The sequence below is a fragment of the Caballeronia sp. LZ028 genome (assembly GCF_031451415.1).
Taxonomy (GTDB): Bacteria; Pseudomonadota; Gammaproteobacteria; order Burkholderiales; family Burkholderiaceae; genus Caballeronia; species Caballeronia zhejiangensis.
Genome location: NZ_JARUXN010000002.1, coordinates 626,633 through 649,896 on the forward strand (window position 1 = coordinate 626,633; position 23,264 = coordinate 649,896).

The window sequence follows — 23,264 nt, forward strand, 5'->3', positions numbered from 1 at the left end:
GCGGCCCCTGTGATGCTGTCACGATTCGTAGGCCATACGATCCGCTAACGGTTCTCTCGCCCGATTTCATGCGACGAATAGCGGATCAATCGCAAAGGATTCATTACAGCGCCCTTACAACGTGATGGCCGGCACACGGGAGAACGTCCATGTTGAACGCTCGGGTTGGCGCCAGATCTGCGGATAACGTCCGGATCATCGCGGCTTTGCTCATGCTGGTCGCGGCGGGTTTTCTCGCGATTCGCATGGTCATTATCTATCACTACACGCTGAGTTATTCGGCCGATCATCCGAAGGCCTTCAGCGATTTCAATTTCTACTATTACGCCTTCAGCAGCGTGCTGAATTCGCCGCACGATCCGTCGCTCATCTATAACAACGAGCGGCTCGTCGCCTATCTGACGACGCTCGGCGCCAATCTCGACGATATCCTGATCTATTGTTATCCGCCGCAATTCGCGCTGATCTTTGCGCCGTTCGCGTTATTGCCGTCGTTCACCGCGAAGCTCGCCTGGGTCGCGATGTCGGTCGTGCTGTCCATCATCGGCGCAGTGCTTCTCGCGAAGATGGCCTATCGCGGCGGAGACAGGCGCGTGACCGCGCTGCTCATCGGCGTGACCATGCTGAGCTTTCCGGTTCTGCATGACGCCTATCTCGCGCAATCGAACCAGCTTCTTTTCTTTCTTCTCGTGACGTCGTTCTTCTTGATCGAGCGCGGCAATCGCTGGCTCGCGGGAGTCTTTCTCGCGTTCGCCGTCGTCTTCAAGGTGACACCGCTCGCCATCGTCGGCTTGCTTCTCTTGCGACGCGAATGGCGCACGGTAATCTCGACGGGCGTCTGCGCCATCGCGATCACGCTCTTCACCGCGAGCAAGCTCGGCTTTCGCGTGATCTGGGAATATCTGACCGTCGAGATCGGGCGAGCGCAGACGTACATCCTCGGTGCGGGTGGCTTGCCCGGCAACAGTTCGGTGCGCGGCGCATTGCAGACCATATCCGAAAAGCTCGGCACGCCCGCATCCGAAGCGACGCTTCACGCGACATCGACGATCTTCGCCGCGATCATCTGCGTGTTCGCGTGTTACCTCGTCTTCTTCCGCAGCCGCGACAAACGCATGGACTACGCGCTCGCATGCATGACGATGCTGCTTGCCGCGCCGATCCTTGAGCCGATCCACATGGTCGTCGCGCTGATTCCGCTCGTGATTCTGCTCGGCACGGCAATCGAGCGCCGCGATCTGCAACTGTCCGCGATCTCGCCTCGCATCGAGATGCTGCTTCTCGCGATTGCCGTGCTCTTGCTGTTCTTCATGGAGCGATCCGCGATGTACACGATCTCGGCGCTGATCACCTACGCGCTCTGCATCGCGCGTTATTTCGGGCCTGCCACAGCGGTGCGGCGCAATCAGCACGCGGAATCGGGCGGCCTCGAGTCGCGGGCTTGACGGACGCCCAGCAGTGCCTTCGGTTCGAGGAACGCTTCGATGCCGAACGTGCCGTATTCGCGTCCGATGCCCGATTGCTTGAATCCGCCGAACGGGGCAGCAGGTTCATGCGCGAGCGTGTTGACGAGCACGCGCCCCGCGTCGATGCGCGACGCCACCGCGTTCGCGCGCGCGGCGTCCGATGAAGCGATGTACGCCTGCAAACCATAAGGCGTATCGTTGGCGATCGCGATGGCATCTTCGATATCGCCGTACGCGATGATCGACAGCACCGGCCCGAAGATTTCCTCTCGCGCAATGGTCATGTCGTTGGTCACGTCGCTGAAGAGCGTCGGACGCACGAACCAGCCCGCGCCGACGTGATCCGGACGCCCCTCGCCACCCGCGATCAGTCGCGCGCCCTCATCGATGCCAATACGAATATAACGCTGCACGCGCTCCCATTGCTTGCGGCTCACCATCGGGCCGATGCTCGTATGCGGATCGCGCGGATCGCCCGAGAGAATCTTCTCGATGGCGCTCACGATTTTCTCTTCGAACTCCGCGAGCCGCGCACGCGGCACGAGAACGCGCGTGCCCGCGATGCATGCCTGACCGCTGTTCATGAAGCCAGCATCGAGCGCGAGCGGCACGGCTTCGTCGAAGTTCGCATCGTCGAGCACGATCGTCGGCGACTTGCCGCCGAGTTCGAGCGTCACGCGCTTGAGCGTATCGGCGGCTGTGCGCAGGATCGTCTTGCCGACGACCGTCGATCCCGTGAACGACAGCTTCGCGACATCGGGATGCGCGCTGATCTCCGCGCCCACAATATCGCCTCGGCCCGTGACGATGTTGAACACGCCTGCCGGAAGTCCCGCCTCATGCAGCGCTTCGGTGACGACGCGCGTTTGCATCGCGCTCATTTCGCTCGGTTTGATGACCGCCGTGCAACCCGCCGCGAGCGCCGCCGCCAGCTTGCCGCAGATAAAGCCGGCGTCGCTATTCCACGGCGTGATCAGCCCGGCAACGCCGAGCGGTTGCATCACCACTTTTGCCGTACCCGCGTCACGCAGGAACGCATAGTCTTCGAGCACCTTCGCCGCTTCCAGCAGCACGTTGCTCGCGTGTCGCGCCATCCAGCGCCCGCGCGAAACCGGTGCGCCGTATTCTTCGACGATGGCCTCGAAAAGCTCATCCTCTTTCGCGATGACGGCGGCGTGCATGCGCTTCAGCATGTCGATACGTTCGCGCTTGTCCGTCCGCGAGAATGCGGGAAATGCGCGCTTCGCCGCCGCAATCGCCTTGCGCGCATCGTCCTTGTCTGCGAGGCGCACGCGGCCGATAACTTTTTCTGTCGCGGGATTGAAGAGTTCGAAAAGCTCGTTGCCGTGCGGCGTGACAAACGCGCCCCCGATATAAATCTGGTCGATGTCATGCATGATGAATTCGCTCGGTCGATGTATTGAGCAAAAGATAAGGCGTTTGCATTGATTCGACTAGACGTACAATCCGGCATGACCTATTGAACGATTTAGCATAATGAAAACATCGGGGCTCACCGAACTCGAAGCGGTTCTTTCCGTCGCGCGGCATCGCAGCTTTCGCGCGGCGGCGAATGAACTGAGCGTATCGACGTCCGCGCTGAGTCATGCGATCGCCGCGCTGGAGGCTCGCATCGGCGTGCGGCTCTTCAATCGCACGACCCGAAGCGTGTCGCTTTCCGAGGCCGGCGCGCAATTCGTGCAGAACATCGCGCCCGCGCTTTCGACGATTCGCGACGCGCTCGAACAGGCCGGCAGCTTTCGCGACACGCCATCGGGTACGTTGCGTATCAATACATCGGTGGGCGCGGCGCATCAGGCGATGCCGCTTTTCGTCGCGTTCCTGAAGCGCTATCCGGACATGAAGCTCGATATCGTCACCGAAGGCCGGCTCATCGATATCGTCGTCGAAGGTTTCGATGCGGGCATTCGTCTGCTGGAAACCGTACCGCAAGACATGATCGCGGTGCCGTTCGGCGATCGCCAGCGCTTCGCCGTCGTCGGCAGTCCCGCGTACTTCGAACAGCACAAGCCGCCACGCGCGCCTGCCGACCTCGCGACGCATCGCTGCATTCGCAGCCGCATGCCGAGCGGGTCGATCTATCAATGGGAATTCGAGCGGCATGGCGAATCCATACGCATCGATGGCGACGGCGCGCTGACGCTCGACGAACCGGGCATGATGCTGACCGCCGCGCGCGCGGGGATCGGTCTCGCTTACCTGACCGAATGGAATGTCGCCGCGGATCTCGAAGCAGGCGCCCTCGTGCGCGTGCTCGAAGACTGGACGCCGCCGCTCGACGGACTATGCCTCTACTATCCCGGCCGTCGTCATGTGCCGGCGGGCTTGCGCGCATTGACGGACATGATCCGCGAATATGCCGACGCAAACCGAAAGCACCCGGCGCTGAAAATGAAGCGTCGAAAGGTCAATTCAAAGACTTAACGCCGCCATCAGTTTTGTTTATCGCGGTTTTCGGTGTGAGGCGTTCGATTGTCGCTTGAAAGCGGCATTCCGACACTGTGCCTGCAAGGCTCGCCTCATTTCCGGACGCGACCTTGCATTTCACTTTCGGTATCGGATCAATGGTTAACCCTTTCTTTTCATGCCCTGTCATCGGCGTACGTTCGCACCGGCGGGCAATCGTCGCACTACGCGCGATGCTATCGCTCACCAATCCAACGACAACGATGAGGGTGTATGAGAGTGAGACATCAACTGAAGCCATTGAGCGCGGGCGTGTTGTTCTATGCGGCGGCGATCGCAACGCCGGCGTTAGCGCAAAGCAGCGTCACGCTGTACGGTATCGTCGACGATTCGATCGTCTATCAGAGCAGCCAGACCAATCTCGCAAAGACGAACCCGGGCCGCTCGAACGTCAAGACCGGATCGGGCATCTGGGCCGGTAGCCGCTTCGGTTTGAAGGGCGCCGAAGATCTCGGCGGCGGCAACAAGGCCATCTTCCAGTTGGAATCGGGCTTCGACATCAATAGCGGACAAGCACAGTTCACCAATGCGATGTTCGGCCGTCAGGCATGGGTCGGTCTCACGAATCCGGCGTACGGTACGTTGACGTTGGGTCGTCAATACACCTCGTACTACACGCTGCTCTCGCCGTATAGCCCGACGAACTGGCTGACCGGTTACTTCGGCGCGCATCCGGGCGATCTGGACGGCCTCGACACGATCTATCGCGCGAACAATTCGATCGTCTATACGTCGCCGAAGATGTATGGCTTCACCGTAAGCGGCTCGTACTCGCTTGCAGGCGTGCCTGACAGCGTGTATCAGGGGTCGACGTGGTCGGCTGCGCTGCAATACCAGCAAGGCCCGATCGGCGGCACGGTCGCGTTCTCGCGCATCAACAACGCGGCCAATGGCGGCGGCATCTACAGCAGCAGCTCGACGACCATCAACAGCACGGCAGCGACCGATGGTTCGGGCCAGCCGGGCGTGTCGGCGGTGACGGCCGGTTATCAACGCGCACAAGCGCAACAGCGCTTCGCGGTTGCAGGCGGTTATCAGTTCAACAGCGCGTGGGACATCTCGGTCACGTACACGAACGTTCAATACATCCCGGGCGTGAATTCGCAATTCACCGACGAAGCCGTGTTCAACACGGTCGGCTCGGTGTTGCACTGGAAGGCGACGTCGGCATGGGACTTCGCAGCGGGCTACAGCTATACATGGGCCAGCAAGGCGAACGGCATCAACGACGCCGCGTCGTACCACCAGTTCAATCTCTCGCAGTACTACTCGCTGTCGAAGCGCACGGGACTGTACGCACTGGAAGCGTTCCAGCGTGCGAACGGCAACACGCTGGCGGCGCCCTCGGGCACCGCTACGAACCGTCAGACGGCCGCCAACGCAACGATCGGCGACGGCTTCCAGAGCGCGCCGTCGGCATCGCGCAGCATGTTCGCGGCGGGCGTCGGCATCATCCATCGCTTCTGATCGAACGCGCGTAGCACCACGATCGTTTCATATCGTCCGCACGCTTCGGCGTGCTGGCGACGTTCGTCCGTACGCCATCAAAACGAAGTCTAGGAGATAACTATGAGAGCTCTGGATCCCAAGCGATTAATGGCGCTGATAACCGCCTGCCTCGTGACCGTCGTCGTCACGGCATGCGGAGGCAGTGGCAACAATAGCGGTAGCGGCAACGCCGCGCAAACACCCTTGGCCGTGGTGAAACCTACGGTCGATTGCTCGAAGCTGGCATCGGTCGATTTGAGCGATATCGGCGGCACCGGCAGCACGATCACATCGGCGACGGTCACGGCCGCGACCGTTAACGGCGCCACCGTCAACTTCTGCACGGTCAAAGGCACGCTCGCGCCTTCGAATACGTTCGAGGTCGCACTGCCCGTCGACTCGTGGACACAGCGCTTCGCCGAACTCGGCTGCGGCGGCTTGTGCGGCAATCTGAGCGATCCGACTCAGCAAAGCTCCTTCAGTTTCAGCTATACGTGCCCGCTCGTTCAACAAGGCGGCTTTGTCACGGCAGCGACCGACATGGGTCATTCGGGTCAGGATTCGACATGGTCGACCGATCCGCAAAAGCAGGCCGACTTTGCGTATCGCGGCCAGCACATCACGACGCTCGCCGCGAAGAAGTTGATCAAGGCTTACTACGGACAGGAGCAGAAATACGCTTACTTCGTCGGCTGTTCGGATGGCGGCCGTGAAGCGCTGATGGCCGCGCAACGTTATCCGTCGGATTACAACGGCATCGTCGCGGGCGCGCCGGCTGCGCATTTCCAGATTCAAAACTCGCTCTATCACGGCTGGAACGTCGAATCGAACAGCACGACGGGTACGAGCGCAGGCAAGGCCGTGCTCTATGCCGACAAGGCTCAACTGCTGCACAAGGCAGTCGTGGCTGCATGCGGCGGTCAAGCCAACGTACCCGATGGTCTCCTCGCCGATCCGCGTACCTGTCACTTCGATCCCGCATCGATTCAATGCGCGGCCAATGCATCGAGCACGAGCAACTGTCTGACGGCCGCCGAAGTCGCAACGGCCTCGAAGATCTACAGCGGCCCGACCGATACGAATACCGGCATGCCCATGCTGGGCGGCTCGCCGCAGTTCGGCTCGGAAGCGAACTGGATCGGCGTCGAAGTGCCGACGACGAACTCGACGGACGCAGCCGTGCCCGTCACCAGTCTCTTCAGCTACATGATCGTGACCGGGGCATATAACCTGATCTTCACGGGGTCGCCGTCGATGCCGAATGTCGACACCTTCGGCTATCACGATGCGAGCTTCTATTCGAGCTATCTGCAGGCGAACCATCCGCTCAACGATGCAACGAGCCCCGATCTGTCGGCGTTCAAGAACGCGGGCGGCAAGCTGATCCTGTGGCACGGCTGGGCGGATCAGCACATCTCCCCGCTTTTCACGATCCGCTATTACCAGGCCGTGAAGGACACGATGGGCGAAGCGAGCGCGAACGAGTTCTCGCGTTTGTATGTCGTGCCGGGCGTGGGTCACTGCGGCGGCGGCGAAGGCTTTCCGAACATCGATCTCGTATCGCAGATCACGGGCTGGGTCGAACAAGGCACATCGCCGAATGCGGTGATGACCTATCAGACCGATGCGACGACGAGCAAGGTGACGGCATCGCGTCCGGTGTATCCCTATCCGGCCGTGGCGAAGTTCAGCGGCAGCGGCGACTGGCACGACGGTGCGAACTGGAGCCAAGGTGCGCCGCTGTATAACGACGCTGCGCCGACATGGGCTGGCGCGAGCTTCTATACGTCGTATAGCCCGAAGACGCAGGGCGTGGCTGCACCGTAAGTTGCATCGATCGCGCCGCTGTCGTTCCATCATTACCGGTGATGCAGCGGCGCGCACTTCCCCCTTGACTCACGCGGGCACAGAGTCAGTTCTGCTGCCACGAGAAGTTCCTGTGCCGTTCGCGCCGAAGCATGGCAATCCAAGCAAGGCAAGCGAAACGATTATCAGCGCCCTTGCTGCAGTAGAAACGGCTACGCAGAAAACGATAAACGGCAGAAAAGACCAGTCGAAATGTTGCCGTACACAAGATGTTTTTTCTGCTATCGGGTTTACTTCTACGTCGGAACAAAGTAACCTTTCCCCGCTGACTCAATACCGGCAACGCACGCTCAGGGCGCGAACTGCATCGCGCCGCCGTCAGCAATTTTGACGTCATCGAAGTCGTATCGCTGCACATGTTACCGATGACCGACGCGAATTCACGTTCGCGGATCATCGTCATCGAACGCTGGCCATTCCGCATGCACATCGTTTTTGTGCTCGGCTTTGCTTCAGCGAATCTGCACTGGCTTGGCTTTTTCGGCGCACCGATACGCGTCGTCAATGGCGTTCATCCTGAGCCAGTCATTCGGATTACTAACAAGCTCTTTCAACTATTTCGGATGCGCGACCGATTCTGCGCATCGCCTCGTTGATCGCTCGACCCGGCGCTCAACGTGTGCCCTGATCGTTGCGAAAGCGCGCATCTCCGTTAGTCATACTAAACGCCATGAAGAACAGAATTGCCTCCTTCCTGCCCCGATCCATTGCGGCAACCCTCGCCGCAAGCATGGTGCTTGCCGCCTGCGGTGGCAGCGACAACCCCGCCGACACCGCCGCGGCCAGCACGAGCGCGGCATCGCTGAAGTCGACCGCGAAGGCCGCAAGCGGCAGTGGCTCGATCTTTTACGGCGCGAACGGCCACAACAGCAACGGCGGCGCATACGACGTCGTGGGCGCGAAGACGCAGTTGTCGCAATTGCAGGATCTCGGCGCAACGATCTATCGCAATGACGTGTACAGCCAGACATCGGCCAACATGGTTGCGAACATCGCGAAGACGATGGAAGAAGGCGGCGTCACCGTGTATCCGGTGATGCTCATGAACCTCAACTACAACAGCGAGAACGACGCCTACAAGGCGGGCTACACGCTCGGCCAGCAGACGGCCAACAGCTACCCCTACAAGTACTACGAGGTCGGCAACGAACTCGAAGCGAAGGCGCTTATCGGCAATGTCGACGGCACCGTCTGGTATCAGTACAACAACTGGTCGTTCATGCTCGCGCGCGGCGTGATCCGCGGGATGATCGCAGGCGTGAAGTCCGTGGATAGCTCCGCGAAGATCGTCCTGGGCGGCACCTGGTTGCACACCGCTTTCTTCCAGATGCTCGCCGACGGTTCGCAACCGGACGGCACCTGGGGTCATCCGGCGGTGAGTTGGGATGTCACGTCGTGGCACTGGTATTCGAGTCAGGGCGACATGACGCACGCATGTGGCGGCACGGGATGTCATGACGTGCTCCAGTTTCTGCACGATATGGGCAAGCCGGTATGGATCAACGAGTTCGGCGTGCGCCCAGACTTCGGCTCGTACAGCCAGATCGCGACATACATGACAGGCAGTCTGATGATGGCGCAGTTCGCGAGCGTCGCGTCGAAGTACAACATCCAGTCGATTCAGGCCTTCGAACTCTACGACGACAGCGAAGGCGATTACGGTCTTATCCAGAGCGACGGACTCACGCAGAAAGCCGCCTACTGGGCATACAAGACCTTCGTGCAGAACCATCCGATGTGATCGGGCCACCGGTAAGGAACCGAAAGGCGGGCGTGTTCAAGCATCGTCGCGACAGGCCGTTATTGCGGCTTTGCAGTAGCGCATAAAGACGAGGCCAGCGATGCAGATCAACAGTGCGACCACGGCCGCCTATACGAGCGCCGATACGCCTCTTCCCCGCCGCGCCGCGCCTGCCGATGACACGACCGACGTCGAGCAGGACGCTTCGGCCGACGATGCCGCCGTCCCTCAGCAAACCAACCCGCCGTCATCGGTGAAATCGTTCGCTTATGGCGCGCTCGGGCTGGAACGTCCCGAAGTGCAGGCGACCGATACGAATGGCTTCTACACCGCGGGCAAATGGGTTGCAGCGGCGGCGACCATCGGCGGAATCGTGTCCCTGTTCGTCTGATCGCTCGCGGATTAATACCTGGAAATAACTCGCCGGATTGGCGCCTTGCTCCGCATATCGGATGACGGCGCGTCGCGGGAAGATATCGATGCGTGATGTCGACAGACACACCGCCCTTCTTTCCATCGATACGACGCCAAGCCATGCAAGTTCAATTCGGCGGCCCGAGCATGTTCGGCACGCTCATCGCTCGCGCGCTCCTTGCCTTCGGGGCAAGCGCGCTTTCCGGCTGTACGTGGACGCTGATTACGGCCGCCGATGCCGCCGGCTCGCTCGTGCAGGCGGGCATGACGGTCGCGTCGAACTATTCGTCGCCGACATCGGTGACGGGCTCGCCTGCCTCGTTGCAATCCGTATGCATCGAACTGAACCAGAACGTCGCGACAGGCGACTTCGTGCCCTCGCTGCAGGTCGCGTTGCAGCGGCGCGGCGTGATTTCGACGGTCTATAACCCCGGCACGTCGCCGCCCGGTTGCGAGGCGATGTTCGTCTACGCCGCGACGACGAGCTGGAACAAGCGCGCGTTCGGCAGCGAGCCGGTGCCGTATCTGTCGGCGATCGATCTCACGATCGTGCGTCAAGGGCAGATTCTCGTGACGGCGCGCTACGACACCAATGGTCTGAACGTAGACCGTTTCGCGAGCGCGCGGCAGAAGCTCGATGCGCTGGTCGACCGTATGGTGGTCTCGCGCACACAGTGAAGGTCGCTTTCCTTACGGCATCTTTCCGATGCGATTTCACGCGTGAAACCGGTGCTAATCTGCCTGCGCAGTAGTTGTTGACCGATCCCTCTTGCGGCTCGCCATCGTTCTTCTGGCGAGTCGCCTTTTTTCTATCACATGCTCCCGGCGGTCCGCTCGCGCAGCGGATGCCAATAGCACACGCGCAGCCCCGTCTCTGTGTTCTGGAGCACGAAGCGAGCGCCACTGCGCCGCGCGGTTTCGGACACGATCGAAAGGCCGAGGCCGCTGCCCATCGTGCGCGTGCCGGGGATGCGATAGAACGGCTCGAGCACGCGAGTCAGTTCGTCGTCGGGAATGCCTGGTCCCGAGTCTTGCACCTCCAGCAGCAAGTCCTGTCCGCTCACAGTGACGGATACATCCACTCTGCCGCCTTCCGGCGTGTAGCGCACGGCATTGTCGACGAGATTGCGCAACACGACGGCCAGCGCGGGCGCGTCGGCGATCACGTCGACATCGTCGACGCGTTCGAGCCCGAGATCGACATGCTTGTCCTCCGCCATGTTCACCGACTGGATCACGATATCGGTTGCGAGTTCTCGCAGCGATACGACCGATGGCTTCATCGACGATCCATGCTGCGAACGCGCGAGCGCGAGCAACTGTTCGACGAGCCGCGCAGTGCGCCGTATCGCGGCGTGAAACGTGACGAGACGCTCGCGCGCGACGATGGCCGAGTCCGCGGCGCCGAGATGCTCCGCCTGCAACGACAGCGCGGCAAGCGGCGAACGCAGCTCGTGCGCGGCATCGGCGATGAAACGGCGCTGCTGGGCCATCGCATCCTTCAGGCGGCCGATGAGCCGGTTGATCGACGTGACGAACGGCAGCAGTTCTGCCGGGATGTCTTCCTCGGACAGCGTGTCGAGCGTTGCATCGTCCTGCGAGTCCACGACACTCGCGAGACGGCGCACCGGCAGGAGCATCCGCCGCACGAGAAAGAAGACCAGCGCGACGATCACGGGCGTCAGGGCGAGCATCGGAAAGAGGGTACGCATTGCGCCGTCGCTGGCGATTTCATCGCGGATCGTGGACAGCTCCGCGACCGCGATCCGGTCTCCGGAATGCAGCGTGCGGACATCGACACGCCAGCGCCTGCCATGCGTTTCGAGGTCATGCAGGCCGTCCTTGAGCGTCGCCGGAACGATGATCGGTGCCGATGCGTTCGCGGCTTCCCATTCAGGCTCCAGGCGCGAGATGACGAGCCGCACGTCCGAATCCTGACTGCCTTGCCACGCGACGGCGGTCGTATCCAGAACCAGCTTTTTCGCATCGATGAGCGCGCCGATCTCGCGCAGATGACCGTCCTGAAGCTTGTTCGCTTCGTGAGACGCGGCGGCAAACGAGGCGACGCCCGCCATCACGCTCAGCGCGGCGACGACGGAGGCAATCCACCAGGTGAGCCGCGAGGTCATCGAGCGGGGTGAGCGGGTCTGGTGTGTCTCCATTCGAGGCCTCGTCTATTTTTTTATGTATCGCAGGGTTCTATTTTTTCAGAATGGCGGGCGTGCTTGATTCGTGGCGGGAATGCTAGCACCGCCGCGAAGGAGATTTGATTTTGACAGGCGATACGGGAGCGTGCATATCGCCACGATGACGGCCCGTGCGGGAAAGCGAGGCAGAGAGCCTCGTTCGAAGGACTGGAGCGACGCCGGCGCGGCGAGAAACCGAGCGAGCTTATCTGAGCAACTGCTTCAATTGCGGAATCGGTAAGACATCGGAGCGCGCGGCGAATCGGAAGGCCGCGCTCGAATCCTCCACCACCCTACCCCACCAACTTCGCCCGCAACATCGCCACATCGGCGGCACTCACCGCCAACCCCTGCGCGAGATAGTTACTCAACGTCCCGAACCCGCTGTGCATCTCCTCGAACGCGGCTTCGATCGTCGCGCTTTGCGCCCGATAAAGCGGCGCGACCGCCTGCGCATTCATCCCGGCACGCGCCGCATGCGCTTTCACGCGCGCATCGATCTGCGTCTCTGCCGCCGTGTTCGTCAGCAGATAGTCCTGGATGATCACATCGAGCGGCACATCGGCGATGGCGAGCAGCAGCGCCGCCGCCCAGCCCGTCCGATCCTTGCCCGCCGTGCCGTGGACCACCTGCGCGCCTGAAACACGCGCAAGCCGAGTCAGCAGCGCGCCGAATTGCAAGCGCGCGGCCGGATCGGTCACGAGCTGACGCTGTCGCGCGTTCATCCACGCGGTCGCGGCGGCCGCATCGACGGGCGTCGCGCCGGCTGCGTCGATCGGCGCGATCTCGTGGGTCTCGCGCACCGCGTCCGTCGGCACGCGGTCCGGCGCAAGCGACGCCTCCGCCACCACGCGAAGATCGTGCACCGCGCGCAACGACAAGCGCGCAAGCAACGCCGCGTCCGCATCGCCGGGTGTCAGTGCGCCGGACCGATAGAACACGCCACGACGCAAGCGGCCGCCATCGACGGTCGGATAGCCGTCGCCCACGCCGGCCACATCGCGGAAATTTTCGACCGTCGAGAGCCTCGGCGTTTCCATCACGCTGCGCTCTTCGCTCGCGCCGCCGCACGCCGATAGCAATGCGCCCGCGCCGAAAGTGGTCGAAAGCAATGCGACGCGCGCGCCGCCGCGAATGAAAGCGCGGCGCGACAAAGGCGCCTCACGCGTGGACGAAGCAAGCATCATGTTTGATCAAAGGGAATGACGATACGCACGATCAGCCCGCCGCCCTCGGCATTGGCGATCTCGCAGCGGCCGCGCTGCTCGCGCGCCAGACGTTCGACGATGGTGAGCCCGAGGCCGCAATGCCCGTTGCCGCTGCGCGCGGGATCGAGCCGCACGAAGGGACGCAGCGCTTCGTCCAGGCGCTCGTCGGGAATGCCGGGTCCGTGATCGCGCACTTCGATCAGCCAGTCGCCATCCCGCAGCGCGGTGCGAATCTCGACGGGCGGCTCGCCATGTTCGAGCGCGTTGTCGACGAGATTGGTCATCAGCCGGTCGATGAAAGTGCGCGGCAAGTGAAACGCATCGCCCGCTTCGAGCGACAGCGCGAACAACGGATCGTCGCCATCCTCGGGCGACGCGAACTGCTCGGCGATGAACGCATCGACGCCGGTCGTCGCGCCGTCCGACGACGACCGTCCCGCGAATTCGAGAAACTGCTGCACGATGCGCGTCATCGAATCGATGTCGCGCAGAAAATTCGCGCGCTCGCGTTCGTCCTTCGCGAGCACGCTCGCCCGCAGCGACAGGCGCGTGAGCGGCGCCTTCAGATCGTGCGCGATGCCAGCCAGCATCACGGCGCGATCGTCGTCGGCGTCGGTGAGCTTTTTCATCATCTGATTGAACGCGCCGATGAGCTCGCGCAATTCGCGCGGCCCGTTTTCCTCGACGGGCACCGGCCGCTCGCCGCCGCCGAAGCGTCGCGCGGCCTGCGCGACGCGCGCGAGCGGCCGCTGCAACTGCCATGTCGCAATCAGCGAAAGCACGAGCGCGCCGGCGAGCAGCACGACGCCTTCGGTCATGAAGGGCGCGGGCGGCGGCAGATCGATCGGCGCGACGATCCACACATTGCTCGACGGATAGCGCACCCAGAGCCGCGATTTGTTATGGCCGTCGATATCGATCGCGATCTGCGTTCCGGGCGGCAAACGACTGGCGAGCTGCCGCGCGAGATGCCCGTGACGCGTCTTCGCGGGATCGCGCAGCGTCAGCGGCTCCGGCATGTTCCACACCGGCACGATATGCACGCGCGTCTCGCGCATCAGCCGTCCGCCGAGCGCGACATCGTTGTGCGCCGCTTCCAGCACGATCAGCAGCGCGCGCGCGTAACCATCCGCTTCCTTGTGCGGCCCTTGTACGTGGAGAATCGCGAACCATCCGACCTGCAGCGTGACCAGCACGCCGATCGACACGATCGCCATGCGGCCGAACAGCGAATCGATGAAACCGCGCAGCGTCCGCGCGGACTGCCAGAAACCCGAACGCATCGCGGCTACGCCTCGATCCAGCCGGATGCCGAATCGTCCGCATCGGGAACGAAGACATAGCCTTGCCCGCGCACGGTCTGCACATGACGCGGATGCGACGGATCGTCTTCGATCAGACGGCGCAGACGCCAGATCGGCACATCGAGGCCGCGATCGCGGAAAGGCAGATCGTCGCGATGCACGAGATCGTGGATCAGCACGCGCGACAGCACCTTGTACGGATTCTTGATGAAGACCTTCAGCAGCGCGAACTCGCTGTCGCGCAACGCGATGCGCTCGTCGCCGCGCAACAGCGAACGCGACACGAAATCGACTTCGAAGCGCCCGAAGCGTTCGCGCGGCGCGGGTTCGGGCCGGCTCGGCGCGGCCGTGCGCCGCCGCAGCACCGCTTCGATCCGCGCGAGCAATTCATGCGGATCGAACGGCTTGGCGAGATAGTCGTCCGCACCCGATTGCAGGCCGGCGATTTTTTGCGGAACGCTGTCGCAACCGGTCACGAAGATCACCGGAATGTCTTCGCCCGCCGCGCGCAGATCGCGCAACGCGCGCAAGCCGTCCGTGACCGGCATCATGATGTCGAGCACGACGATGGACGGACGTTCGAGCTCCAGACGCCGACGCAAACCGGCGCCATCGTGCAGCACGGAAACGTCGATGCCTTGCTCTTGAAAGAAGCGGCGCAGCAGGTCGCGCACCGCGGGATCGTCGTCGACGATAAGAACCGATGTAGCCATCCCAAAATTCTATTCGTACACAAATGCCTTACAGCGCGTCTCGCGCGTCGCGCAACGTTACGGATTCTTACCGGACGCGTCTTTCGCGCGATGAAGCCTCGCAGCACGCGCGTTCCATTCCCGCGACAAGCCCCGCGCGTCGGTAAAGCGCCGTCGAAACGCGCGCCGAAACAGGCCGTAACGGAAAGAAATGGAAAGTTCGCAAGCGTCGCGGGGGCCTCGGCGTCGCGCTTAGAATTTGGGCATGACACCACATGTACTGATGGTCGACGACGACCCCGTCGTGCGCGATCACGTCCGCGATTATCTGGAGCAGCACGGCTTCGACGTCTCCGTTCTCGACGACGGGACGGAGTTGCGCCGTCGCGTGCAGGCCGAGCGCCCTTCGATGGTCGTGCTCGACGTGATGATGCCCGGCAAGGACGGCATCAGCGCGCTGCGCGAACTGCGCAATGCGCGCGACGATATCCCCGTGATTCTGCTGACGGCCCGCTCCGACGTGCTCGATCGCGTCATCGGGCTGGAGCTCGGCGCAGACGATTATCTCGGCAAGCCCTTCGATCCGCGCGAGCTTCTGGCGCGCATCCGCTCGATCCTGCGACGCCGCGAGCCCGTGTCGTCCGACACGGCGAGCGCGCCCGAAATTCGCCCGGCCTATCGTTTCGGCCCGTTCGAAATGGACTTCGGCGCGCGCGAGTTGCGCCGCGACGGCGAACGCATCGCGCTGCGCTCCGGCGAATTCGCGCTGCTCAAGACACTCGTGAAGAACGCGATGGTCGTGCTCACGCGCGCGCAGCTCAACGAAAAAATGCGCGGCAACGGCGCGCATCGCGATCGCAGTCTCGATGTCGCGATCTGGCGTCTGCGCCGTCTGCTCGAAATCGATCCGTCCGAACCGCGTTACGTGCAGACGGTGTGGGGCCAGGGCTATATCTTCGTGCCGCACGGCGATCCGACCGCGGCCGGGCGCATCGCGGCGCGCGCGACCCTGTAGCGCGCGCGGCTTCATCGTCAGAAAGTCAGCACGCTCATGAAGAGACGTTGCAGCCAGCCCATCGTCGTTGAATCCGCGAGCATGCCGACGCCCGCCTGCTCGATGCGCGCATTCGCCACCTTGTTCGACGCGACGTAATTGCCTGCCTCGATGTCCTTCGGATTGACGATGCCCGAGAAACGCAACCGGTCCTGATTGCCGCTCATCGCGATGATCTTGTCGCCCGCGACCACGAGATTGCCGCCCGGCAACGTGCCGATGACCGACACCGCGAGCGTGCCGCTCATCGCCGACAGATTGCTCGTGCTGCCATTGCCCTTGAACGACGTATCCGCCGAACCGACGTTGAAAAGACGCGCAAGCCGCGCCGCCGCGCTGCTGGACTTGTCGGCGGCCTCGGCGCTGATGCTGCTCGCGCGGCTCGCCTTGGCATCGGCGGAATTGCTGCCCTGATACGACTCCGCAAGACGGATCGTCAGCACGTCGCCGACCTTCTGCGCGCGCGAAGTCTCGTACAGCGACACCGACGATCCCGCCTGATAGATCGCGCCCAGCGTGTTGACGTTGACCGGTTGCGCGACGGCCGGCGCATAAGTGGGCATCTCGACGATCGAGTGCGAGCCCGACGACGAGCACGCCGCCAGTGCGAGTGCGAACGCCGAGCAGGGCAATGTCGCGAATTTCATGAACAATCCTCTCCTTTGATTCAGGGCGCGTCGTGCACCGCGGCAAGACGCCACCGGTCGGTCGTGTCGCGCAGCCACGCTTCGTACGCCTTCAGCCGATAAATCACGCGCGCCGAGGCCGCCGCGCCGTTCGCTTCCAGCGTGATCGAGCTGGTCGCGTTCTCCCAGGTGCGCGTCTGATAACCGTTCGCGCGTTCGACGCGGCTTCGGCCGAACTTCGACGACAACCCTTCGGCGAAGTCGTCGGCGACGCGCGCATCGATCACGAACGACATGCGATACAGCCGCGGCGACGGATCGCCCGGCATCGCCAGGAAGCGCAATACGTGATCGCGGGCGAGCGTGCCATCGACAACGGCCGCCGATTCCCTCCAGCCGCCTTGCGTGCGATGCGCCCACTTGCAGGCGATCGACAGGCTGTGCGTATCGCGCAGCACCATGCCGAGCGATGCCGCGTCGATATCCGTGTCGCATACGGCGACGCTGCCGGGCGGCGTCGCGCGCGCGGGCTCGTCGCGCCGGAATGCGTCGAGCGCGATGCCGAGCTGCAGGCCGCGGAAGTCGAAAGGCTTCTGCGCCGCGGCGAATGCCGGCATCGCCATGCAAACGAAAAACGCGCAACGAAGAATCGTTCGCTTCATATCAGTCGATGGCAGTAGCGCAGGCGTCGAAAGGCGTGGACGCGGCATGACCCACGACCGGCACGACCTTCAGCAACGCCGATGTCGCGCGGCACGGCAACGCGGCGAGCGCGCAGCCGTCGAGCACGAACGGGCACGCCGCAAGCGCCGCGCACGCAAGGGCAAGACGAAAAGACCTCCGCATGATTTACGCAGTCGTATCGACGTGATTGCCGAGATGCGCCGGATTGCTCGCGGGCGTCTTCGCCGCGGGCGTGCCGGTTTCGACGGTCGGCGTTTCGGTGCCGCGCTTGATCGGCAGCGTGTGCGACGTCGCTTGCGTCGTATGTTGAGTGGCAGGGCTGGTGACGTTCATGCTGCTCCTTTTCGGATAAGGGACGTTGCGGATTGCAACAGGAGCAATCTTCGTCGAGCGCGCGAAGCCACGATCACACAAGCAAAACGTCGTTTCCCCGAGTGCTTACGAGCCATTAGCAGCGATTACGCAGGCGTTACCAGTTCTTTCCTCGCGTGCGAATCTGCATGTTGCGGCGCAGCGCGCGGTGCGAGATGGTATGACTGTTTCGGTAGTAAAAGCGGGTTAACGTGAATTAAAACTGGCGGAATACCTTCATATAGTCAATCTATCTCGGCGCCGTTGCCTCGCTCGTCGCAAAACCCAAATACCGGAATGGCATCGGGATGAATAGAACAACGAATTAACAGGTTATTCCATAATCATTCGAACAAGCACGGATACATAGCCAACGGATGGAGGAACCACTGACATGAAACGCCGCACCGTGTTAGTTGCGATGGCCGCCGCGCCACTCGGCGCAATGCTCCCGCTTTCCGCGTTCGCACAGAAGCCCATCGTCCTCGGGTTCGCGCAGGTGGGCGCCGAAAGCGAATGGCGCACCGCCAACACCGAGTCGATCAAGTCGAGCGCGAAGGAAGCCGGCATCGACCTGAAGTTCTCCGACGCGCAGCAGAAGCAGGAGAATCAGATCAAGGCAATCCGCTCGTACATCGCGCAAAAGGTCGATGTGATCGCGTTCTCGCCCGTCGTGGAGACTGGCTGGGAGACCGTGCTCGTCGAAGCAAAGAACGCGAAGATTCCCGTCGTGCTAACGGACCGCGCGATCAGCAGCAAGGACGACTCGCTCTATGTCACGTTCATCGGCTCGGACTTCACCGAGGAAGGCCGCAAGGCGGGCCGCTGGCTCGTCGAGAAGGAGAAAGGCAATCCGGGGCCGATCAATATCGTCGAATTGCAGGGAACGGTGGGCTCCGCGCCCGCGATCGATCGCAAGAAGGGCTTCGAGGAAATCATCAAATCCGATCCGAAGTTCAAGATCATTCGCTCGCAGACCGGCGACTTCACGCGCGCGAAGGGCAAGGAAGTGATGGAGGCATTTCTCAAGGCCGAAGGCAAGAAGATCAACGTGCTTTACGCACACAACGACGACATGGCGATCGGCGCGATTCAGGCGATCGAGGAAGCGGGTATGAAGCCGGGCAAGGACATCATCATCATTTCCGTCGATGGCGTGAAGGGCGCGTTCGAAGCGATGATGGCGGGCAAGCTCAACGTATCCGTGGAATGCAGCCCGCTGCTCGGGCCGCAGCTGATGTCCGTGGTGAAGGACATCAAGGCGGGCAAGTCGGTGCCCAAGCGGATCGTTACGCAGGAAAGCATCTTCCCGATGGAGGTCGCGGCGAAGGAATTCCCCAACCGCAAATACTGACCGCCGATGACATCGCCAGTACTGGAGTTGCGCGGCATCGACAAGCGCTTCGCCGGCGTTCATGCGCTGCAGGACGTGAACCTTGCGCTCTATCCGGGCGAGGTTCACGCGCTCATGGGGCAGAACGGCGCGGGCAAGTCGACGCTCATAAAAGTGCTGACCGGCGTCGTGAGTCTCGACGCCGGCGAGATTCTGCTCGAGGGCCGCGCGATCCATCCCGATTCGCCGCTCGACGCGCAGAAGCTCGGCATCAGCACGGTCTATCAGGAAGTGAATCTGTGCCCGAACCTGTCGGTGGCGGAGAACATCTTCGCAGGCTATTTTCCGCGGCGCGGCGCGCTGCATGGCTATCGCATCGACTGGGATAAGACGCACGGGCAAGCGCGTGAGCTGCTTGCGCGCATCGGCCTCGATATCGACGTGACGCGTGTGCTGACGAGCTATTCGGTCGCCGTGCAGCAGATGGTCGCGATCGCGCGCGCGCTCAAGCTATCGTCCAAAGTGCTGATTCTCGACGAGCCGACCTCCAGCCTCGACGACGACGAAGTGCGCCGCCTCTTCGATGTACTGCGCCGCTTGCGCGAACAAGGGCTCGCGATTCTCTTCGTCACGCACTTTCTGAATCAGGTCTATGCGATCTCGGATCGCATCACCGTATTGCGCAACAGCCGGCGCGTCGGTGAATGGCCGACGAGCGAACTGGGCGCGCAGGCGCTCATCGCGGCGATGCTCGGCCGTGAGCTTGCCGCCGCGCAGGCGCGTCAGTCGCCGCCCGACGACATCGAAACGGCCACGCAGGAAACGGCGTTGCTCGATGCCACGCGACTCGGCCAGAAAGGCCAGCTTCAACCGCTCGATCTGCGCGTGCGCGCGGGCGAAGTGGTGGGCGTCGCGGGCCTGCTCGGTTCGGGGCGCACCGAACTCGCGAAGCTGCTCTTCGGCCTCGAAAAGCCCGACGAAGGCGAACTGCGCATCGATGGCATGCCGGTCTCTTTCACGACGCCCGCGCAGGCGATCCGTCACGGCATCGCGTTCTGTCCGGAAGAGCGCAAAGCGGACGGCATCGTCGCGGAGCTGTCGCTGCGCGAGAACATCGCGCTGGCGTTGCAGGCACGCATGGGCGCGCGGCGCTGCCTCACGCGCGCCGAACAGAACGCGCTCGCGGAACGCTTCGTGCGCGCGCTCGGCATCAAGGCCGCGACGCTCGACATGCCTATCGGTCTCTTGTCCGGCGGCAATCAGCAGAAGGCGCTCATCGCGCGGTGGCTCGCGACCGAGCCGCGCCTTCTGATTCTCGACGAGCCGACGCGCGGCATCGACGTCGCCGCGAAGCAGGAAATCATGGACGAAATACTCCGGCTCGCATCGACGGGCATGGCCGTGCTGTTCATTTCTTCGGAGATATCGGAGGTGGTGCGTATCGCGAATCGCATCGTCGTGTTGCGCGACCGGCGCAAGGTCGGCGAGTTGCCCGCCGGAACCAGCGAAGATACGGTATGCGAAATGATCGGAGCCGAACATGGATGACACCGCGCGCCGCATGACGCTTCGTTCGATGATGGAACATCGGCTCGGCTGGCCGATCGTCACGCTCGTGCTGCTGCTCGCGCTGAACGCTGCGTTCAATCCGGGCTTTCTGCATGTCGAGTGGCGCAACGGTCACGTCTACGGCAGTCTCGTCGATATCCTCAATCGCGCCGCGCCGCTCGCGGTCGTCGCGCTCGGCATGACCATCGTGATCGCCACGCGCGGCATCGATATCTCCGTCGGCGCGGTCGTCGCCATCGCGGGAGCGGTCGCCGCGTGGGCGATCGGCGGATCGATCGCGGGCAACGTCACGCGCTTCCCGTTGCCTGTCGTGATCGTGGCGGCGCTCGGCGTCGCGTTGCTGTGCGGCTTGTGGAACGGCCTGCTCGTCGCGCGCGCGGGCATGCAGCCGATCATCGCGACGCTCATCCTGATGGTAGCGGGACGCGGCATCGCGCAGCTCATCACGAACGGTCAGATCATCACGATCTACTACACGCCCTACTTCTTCTTCGGCGGCGGCTATCTGCTCGGATTGCCGACATCGATCTGGATCGTCGCGCTCGTGTTCGTGCTGCTGTATCTTGCGATCACGCGCACGGCGCTCGGCCTCTTCCTGCAGGCGATCGGCATCAACCCGACCGCCGCGCGCGTCGCGGGCGTGCAGGCGAAACGGCTCACGCTCGGCGCGTATGCATTCAGCGGTTTGTGCGCGGGCGTGGCGGGCATTCTCATCAGCTCGAACGTCAAGAGCGCCGACGGCAACAACGCGGGCCTCTTGCTCGAACTCGATGCGATCCTCGCCGTCACGCTCGGCGGCACCGCGCTCACGGGCGGTCGCTTTACGCTCGCGGGCAGCGTGATCGGCGCGCTCATCATCCAGACGCTCACGTATCTGATCTATTCGCTCGGCGTGCCTCCGGAGGTGAATCTCGTGGTGAAAGCCATCGTCGTGTTCGCGGTGATGATGCTGCAATCGGGCGAGTTCCGCGCGACGGTCGTGAAGTTCGCGCGCCGCCCTGCTATTGGCCGCAGCGAGGTGCGCCGATGAGTTCGCCCTTGCCCAAGCCGCCGGGCGTCACGCTTGCGCATCCTCGCGACGCCGCTGCACCGAAGCGCAGCTTCTCGACGAGCCGCTATCTGCCGCTCGCCGCGACAATCACGCTGTTCATCGCGATCTCGGTACTCGGCTCGGTGATGTACACCGGCTTCTTCTCGCCGCAGGTCTTTCTCAATCTGCTGATCGACAATGCGTTTCTGATCGTCGTCGCGGTAGGCGAGACCTTCGTGATCCTGTCGGGCGGCATCGACCTTTCGGTGGGATCGGTGATTGCGCTGACGACGATGGTATCCGCCGCGCTCGTCGAAAAAGCGGGCTGGCATCCGCTCGTCGTGATCCCGCTCGTGCTCGCGATGGGCACCGCATTCGGCACGCTCATGGGCTGGCTCATCGCGCGCTTTCGCCTGCAGCCGTTCATCGTCACGCTGGCGGGCATGTTCCTCGCGCGCGGGCTGTGCTATCTCATCAGCATCGATTCGATCAGCATCACCGATCCGTGGTATGCGGCCGTATCGCAGATTCGCATACCGGTCATGAGCGGCGCGTCGCTCTCGCTCGGTGCGGTGATCGCGCTCGTCGTGCTCGCGGCCGCCGTGTTCATCGCGCATTACACGCCGTTCGGCCGCACCATTTATGCGGTCGGCGGCAATCCGCATTCGGCGCTTCTGATGGGCTTGCCGGTGAACGCCGCGACCATCGGCGCGTACGCGCTATCGGGCTTCTGCTCCGCGCTCGGCGGCGTGCTGTTCACGTTCTACATGCTCTCGGGATACGGCCTGCACGCGATGGGTCTCGAACTCGATGCGATCGCCTCGGTCGTCATCGGCGGAACGCTCTTGACGGGCGGCGTCGGCTATGTGATCGGCACGCTGTTCGGCGTGCTTCTTCTCGGCATCATTCAGACGCTGATCTCGTTCGACGGCTCGCTCAGTTCATGGTGGACGAAGATCGCGGTCGGCGCATTGCTGCTCGTGTTCTGTCTGTCGCAGCGCGCGTTCGGCGATCGCTCCGCGGCGAAGCGCTGACGACGCCATGGACTATCGTCACCCACAACCTCGCAAGAGCATGCACGCGCGCATCGTGCAGGAGCTCGGCATCGACATCGTGAGCGGCAAGCTCAGTCCCGGCGATCGCCTGCCCGCCGAAGCGAAGCTGTGCGAAGCCTATGGCGTGAGCCGGCCCGTGCTGCGCGAAGCGACGCGCGTGCTGGTCGCGAAAGGGCTCGTGCTGTCGAAGCCGCGTCTTGGCAGCGTCGTGCGTCCGCGCGATGAATGGCACACGCTCGATCCCGATGTCCTCTTCTGGACGATCACCAGCGTGCATGAAGGCGCGTTCTTTCAGTCGCTGCTCGTGGTGCGCAGGATCGTCGAGCCGGCGGCGGCCGCGCTCGCCGCATCGAATGCGACAGAGGAAGATGTCACGCGCATCCGCGATGCGTACGAGCGCATGTCGCATGCGCCGACGCCCGAGGCACTGCTTACGCCCGATCTGGAGTTTCATCGCGCGATCATGACGGCGACGCACAACGACATGCTGATGTATATCGGGCACATGTTATCGCTCGCGCTGTCGGAGTCGATCAAGCTGACGAGCCGTCATCCGGATACGCACGCGCTGTCCTTGCCGCGCCACAAGGCAATACTCACCGCGATCGCGAATCGCGATCCGCTCGGCGCGCGTCACGCGAGTCTCGTGCAACTCGACAATGCGCTCGCCGATGCCCAAAGCGTGTTGACGGCGGTTTATCAGGAGTAAG

At 62.9% G+C, this 23,264-nt stretch carries 23 protein-coding genes; 14 read left to right on the forward strand and 9 right to left on the reverse strand.

Translation table 11 applies throughout. From position 1 onward, the window contains the following. The first annotated feature begins 149 nt into the window (after nt 1-149). On the forward strand, nt 150-1,445 hold the full coding sequence (locus QCE58_RS17025) for a glycosyltransferase family 87 protein (RefSeq protein WP_250522457.1): 1,296 nt from the start codon (nt 150-152) through the stop codon (nt 1,443-1,445). On the opposite strand, the gene QCE58_RS17030 is transcribed toward QCE58_RS17025, so the two are convergent. Then, nucleotides 1,406-2,863 (reverse strand): aldehyde dehydrogenase family protein, encoded by a 1,458-nt coding sequence (locus QCE58_RS17030; RefSeq protein ID WP_250522456.1) that lies wholly within the window; start codon nt 2,861-2,863, stop codon nt 1,406-1,408. The two genes, QCE58_RS17025 and QCE58_RS17030, sit on opposite strands and share 40 nt — an antisense overlap. A gap of 100 nt (nt 2,864-2,963) precedes the next feature. On the opposite strand from QCE58_RS17030, the gene QCE58_RS17035 reads away from it, so the two are divergent. From QCE58_RS17035 to QCE58_RS17065, 7 genes are all read left to right on the forward strand, one after another. After that, the gene (locus QCE58_RS17035; protein ID WP_250522455.1) at nt 2,964-3,911 is read left to right on the forward strand and encodes a LysR family transcriptional regulator; all 948 of its coding nucleotides are present in this window, start codon (nt 2,964-2,966) and stop codon (nt 3,909-3,911) included. A gap of 255 nt (nt 3,912-4,166) precedes the next feature. Next, nucleotides 4,167-5,420, forward strand: a complete 1,254-nt coding sequence (locus tag QCE58_RS17040) for a porin (protein ID WP_175980217.1) — start codon at nt 4,167-4,169, stop codon at nt 5,418-5,420. A 102-nt stretch (nt 5,421-5,522) separates the two neighbouring features. Next, nucleotides 5,523-7,268 carry a tannase/feruloyl esterase family alpha/beta hydrolase gene (locus QCE58_RS17045; RefSeq protein WP_144403633.1) on the forward strand — a complete coding sequence of 582 codons (1,746 nt, stop codon included), beginning with the start codon at nt 5,523-5,525 and terminating at the stop codon, nt 7,266-7,268. A 404-nt stretch (nt 7,269-7,672) separates the two neighbouring features. Next, complete coding sequence (locus tag QCE58_RS17050) at nt 7,673-7,903, forward strand: hypothetical protein (RefSeq protein ID WP_250522454.1); 231 nt, start codon at nt 7,673-7,675, stop codon at nt 7,901-7,903. A 134-nt stretch (nt 7,904-8,037) separates the two neighbouring features. Beyond that, nucleotides 8,038-9,048: a hypothetical protein gene (locus tag QCE58_RS17055; protein WP_008346388.1), complete on the forward strand. Its 1,011-nt coding sequence runs from the start codon at nt 8,038-8,040 to the stop codon at nt 9,046-9,048. Nucleotides 9,049-9,148: 100 nt separating this feature from the next. Next, a complete protein-coding gene (locus QCE58_RS17060) occupies nt 9,149-9,439 on the forward strand; it encodes a hypothetical protein (protein ID WP_250522453.1) in 291 nt (96 codons plus the stop codon). A gap of 143 nt (nt 9,440-9,582) precedes the next feature. Continuing rightward, nucleotides 9,583-10,140 carry a hypothetical protein gene (locus tag QCE58_RS17065; protein ID WP_008346383.1) on the forward strand — a complete coding sequence of 186 codons (558 nt, stop codon included), beginning with the start codon at nt 9,583-9,585 and terminating at the stop codon, nt 10,138-10,140. A 134-nt stretch (nt 10,141-10,274) separates the two neighbouring features. On the opposite strand, the gene QCE58_RS17070 is transcribed toward QCE58_RS17065, so the two are convergent. The 4 genes from QCE58_RS17070 to QCE58_RS17085 form a co-directional block, all read right to left on the reverse strand. Then, nucleotides 10,275-11,624 (reverse strand): ATP-binding protein, encoded by a 1,350-nt coding sequence (locus tag QCE58_RS17070; RefSeq protein WP_175980220.1) that lies wholly within the window; start codon nt 11,622-11,624, stop codon nt 10,275-10,277. Between the two features lie 317 nt (nt 11,625-11,941). Further along, the gene (locus QCE58_RS17075; protein ID WP_250441373.1) at nt 11,942-12,835 is read right to left on the reverse strand and encodes a tyrosine-protein phosphatase; all 894 of its coding nucleotides are present in this window, start codon (nt 12,833-12,835) and stop codon (nt 11,942-11,944) included. Then, nucleotides 12,832-14,139 carry an ATP-binding protein gene (locus QCE58_RS17080; RefSeq protein WP_250437599.1) on the reverse strand — a complete coding sequence of 436 codons (1,308 nt, stop codon included), beginning with the start codon at nt 14,137-14,139 and terminating at the stop codon, nt 12,832-12,834. The genes QCE58_RS17075 and QCE58_RS17080 overlap by 4 nt, the downstream gene beginning before the upstream one ends. Nucleotides 14,140-14,144: 5 nt before the next feature. Beyond that, entirely contained in the window at nt 14,145-14,873 is a 729-nt protein-coding gene (locus QCE58_RS17085; protein ID WP_008346377.1) for a response regulator, read from the reverse strand. A 244-nt stretch (nt 14,874-15,117) separates the two neighbouring features. Between QCE58_RS17085 and QCE58_RS17090 the strand changes: the two genes are divergently transcribed. Next, complete coding sequence (locus QCE58_RS17090) at nt 15,118-15,867, forward strand: response regulator (protein WP_033536014.1); 750 nt, start codon at nt 15,118-15,120, stop codon at nt 15,865-15,867. A gap of 17 nt (nt 15,868-15,884) precedes the next feature. Here the strand turns inward: QCE58_RS17090 and QCE58_RS17095 are convergent, their stop codons facing one another. Genes QCE58_RS17095 through QCE58_RS17110 form a run of 4 tightly spaced genes read right to left on the reverse strand, consistent with a single transcriptional unit; the run spans nt 15,885 to nt 17,549 of the window. After that, the gene (locus QCE58_RS17095) at nt 15,885-16,553 is read right to left on the reverse strand and encodes a flagellar basal body L-ring protein FlgH (protein ID WP_008346373.1); all 669 of its coding nucleotides are present in this window, start codon (nt 16,551-16,553) and stop codon (nt 15,885-15,887) included. 20 nt (nt 16,554-16,573) lie between these two features. Continuing rightward, nucleotides 16,574-17,149, reverse strand: coding sequence for a hypothetical protein (locus QCE58_RS17100; protein ID WP_235366186.1), 576 nt, complete (start codon nt 17,147-17,149; stop codon nt 16,574-16,576). A gap of 46 nt (nt 17,150-17,195) precedes the next feature. Continuing rightward, complete coding sequence (locus QCE58_RS17105; protein ID WP_033536015.1) at nt 17,196-17,378, reverse strand: DUF6726 family protein; 183 nt, start codon at nt 17,376-17,378, stop codon at nt 17,196-17,198. A gap of 3 nt (nt 17,379-17,381) precedes the next feature. Beyond that, a complete protein-coding gene (locus QCE58_RS17110) occupies nt 17,382-17,549 on the reverse strand; it encodes a hypothetical protein (protein WP_160172871.1) in 168 nt (55 codons plus the stop codon). Nucleotides 17,550-17,961: 412 nt separating this feature from the next. Between QCE58_RS17110 and QCE58_RS17115 the strand changes: the two genes are divergently transcribed. From QCE58_RS17115 to QCE58_RS17135, 5 genes are read left to right on the forward strand one after another with little or no spacing between them, the layout of a single operon-like run. Then, complete coding sequence (locus tag QCE58_RS17115) at nt 17,962-18,921, forward strand: ABC transporter substrate-binding protein (RefSeq protein ID WP_008346369.1); 960 nt, start codon at nt 17,962-17,964, stop codon at nt 18,919-18,921. Nucleotides 18,922-18,927: 6 nt separating this feature from the next. Then, a complete protein-coding gene (locus tag QCE58_RS17120; protein WP_034470137.1) occupies nt 18,928-20,448 on the forward strand; it encodes a sugar ABC transporter ATP-binding protein in 1,521 nt (506 codons plus the stop codon). Beyond that, nucleotides 20,441-21,499 (forward strand): ABC transporter permease, encoded by a 1,059-nt coding sequence (locus tag QCE58_RS17125; protein ID WP_008346365.1) that lies wholly within the window; start codon nt 20,441-20,443, stop codon nt 21,497-21,499. Before QCE58_RS17120 ends, QCE58_RS17125 begins: the two co-directional genes overlap by 8 nt. After that, complete coding sequence (gene yjfF / locus QCE58_RS17130) at nt 21,496-22,533, forward strand: galactofuranose ABC transporter, permease protein YjfF (protein WP_008346364.1); 1,038 nt, start codon at nt 21,496-21,498, stop codon at nt 22,531-22,533. Before QCE58_RS17125 ends, yjfF begins: the two co-directional genes overlap by 4 nt. A gap of 7 nt (nt 22,534-22,540) precedes the next feature. After that, a complete protein-coding gene (locus tag QCE58_RS17135; RefSeq protein ID WP_033536016.1) occupies nt 22,541-23,263 on the forward strand; it encodes a FadR/GntR family transcriptional regulator in 723 nt (240 codons plus the stop codon). Nucleotide 23,264 lies beyond the last annotated feature (1 nt).

Bases quoted from the DNA above. Each gene is read 5' to 3' on its own strand.
- QCE58_RS17025 (WP_250522457.1), top strand. From the start codon at position 150: ATGTTGAACGCTCGGGTTGGCGCCAGATCTGCGGATAACGTCCGGATC.
- QCE58_RS17030 (WP_250522456.1), bottom strand. From the start codon at position 2,863: ATGCATGACATCGACCAGATTTATATCGGGGGCGCGTTTGTCACGCCG.
- QCE58_RS17035 (WP_250522455.1), top strand. From the start codon at position 2,964: ATGAAAACATCGGGGCTCACCGAACTCGAAGCGGTTCTTTCCGTCGCG.
- QCE58_RS17040 (WP_175980217.1), top strand. From the start codon at position 4,167: ATGAGAGTGAGACATCAACTGAAGCCATTGAGCGCGGGCGTGTTGTTC.
- QCE58_RS17045 (WP_144403633.1), top strand. From the start codon at position 5,523: ATGAGAGCTCTGGATCCCAAGCGATTAATGGCGCTGATAACCGCCTGC.
- QCE58_RS17050 (WP_250522454.1), top strand. From the start codon at position 7,673: ATGACCGACGCGAATTCACGTTCGCGGATCATCGTCATCGAACGCTGG.
- QCE58_RS17055 (WP_008346388.1), top strand. From the start codon at position 8,038: ATGGTGCTTGCCGCCTGCGGTGGCAGCGACAACCCCGCCGACACCGCC.
- QCE58_RS17060 (WP_250522453.1), top strand. From the start codon at position 9,149: ATGCAGATCAACAGTGCGACCACGGCCGCCTATACGAGCGCCGATACG.
- QCE58_RS17065 (WP_008346383.1), top strand. From the start codon at position 9,583: ATGCAAGTTCAATTCGGCGGCCCGAGCATGTTCGGCACGCTCATCGCT.
- QCE58_RS17070 (WP_175980220.1), bottom strand. From the start codon at position 11,624: ATGGAGACACACCAGACCCGCTCACCCCGCTCGATGACCTCGCGGCTC.
- QCE58_RS17075 (WP_250441373.1), bottom strand. From the start codon at position 12,835: ATGATGCTTGCTTCGTCCACGCGTGAGGCGCCTTTGTCGCGCCGCGCT.
- QCE58_RS17080 (WP_250437599.1), bottom strand. From the start codon at position 14,139: ATGCGTTCGGGTTTCTGGCAGTCCGCGCGGACGCTGCGCGGTTTCATC.
- QCE58_RS17085 (WP_008346377.1), bottom strand. From the start codon at position 14,873: ATGGCTACATCGGTTCTTATCGTCGACGACGATCCCGCGGTGCGCGAC.
- QCE58_RS17090 (WP_033536014.1), top strand. From the start codon at position 15,118: ATGACACCACATGTACTGATGGTCGACGACGACCCCGTCGTGCGCGAT.
- QCE58_RS17095 (WP_008346373.1), bottom strand. From the start codon at position 16,553: ATGAAATTCGCGACATTGCCCTGCTCGGCGTTCGCACTCGCACTGGCG.
- QCE58_RS17100 (WP_235366186.1), bottom strand. From the start codon at position 17,149: ATGCCGGCATTCGCCGCGGCGCAGAAGCCTTTCGACTTCCGCGGCCTG.
- QCE58_RS17105 (WP_033536015.1), bottom strand. From the start codon at position 17,378: ATGCGGAGGTCTTTTCGTCTTGCCCTTGCGTGCGCGGCGCTTGCGGCG.
- QCE58_RS17110 (WP_160172871.1), bottom strand. From the start codon at position 17,549: ATGAACGTCACCAGCCCTGCCACTCAACATACGACGCAAGCGACGTCG.
- QCE58_RS17115 (WP_008346369.1), top strand. From the start codon at position 17,962: ATGAAACGCCGCACCGTGTTAGTTGCGATGGCCGCCGCGCCACTCGGC.
- QCE58_RS17120 (WP_034470137.1), top strand. From the start codon at position 18,928: ATGACATCGCCAGTACTGGAGTTGCGCGGCATCGACAAGCGCTTCGCC.
- QCE58_RS17125 (WP_008346365.1), top strand. From the start codon at position 20,441: ATGGATGACACCGCGCGCCGCATGACGCTTCGTTCGATGATGGAACAT.
- yjfF (WP_008346364.1), top strand. From the start codon at position 21,496: ATGAGTTCGCCCTTGCCCAAGCCGCCGGGCGTCACGCTTGCGCATCCT.
- QCE58_RS17135 (WP_033536016.1), top strand. From the start codon at position 22,541: ATGGACTATCGTCACCCACAACCTCGCAAGAGCATGCACGCGCGCATC.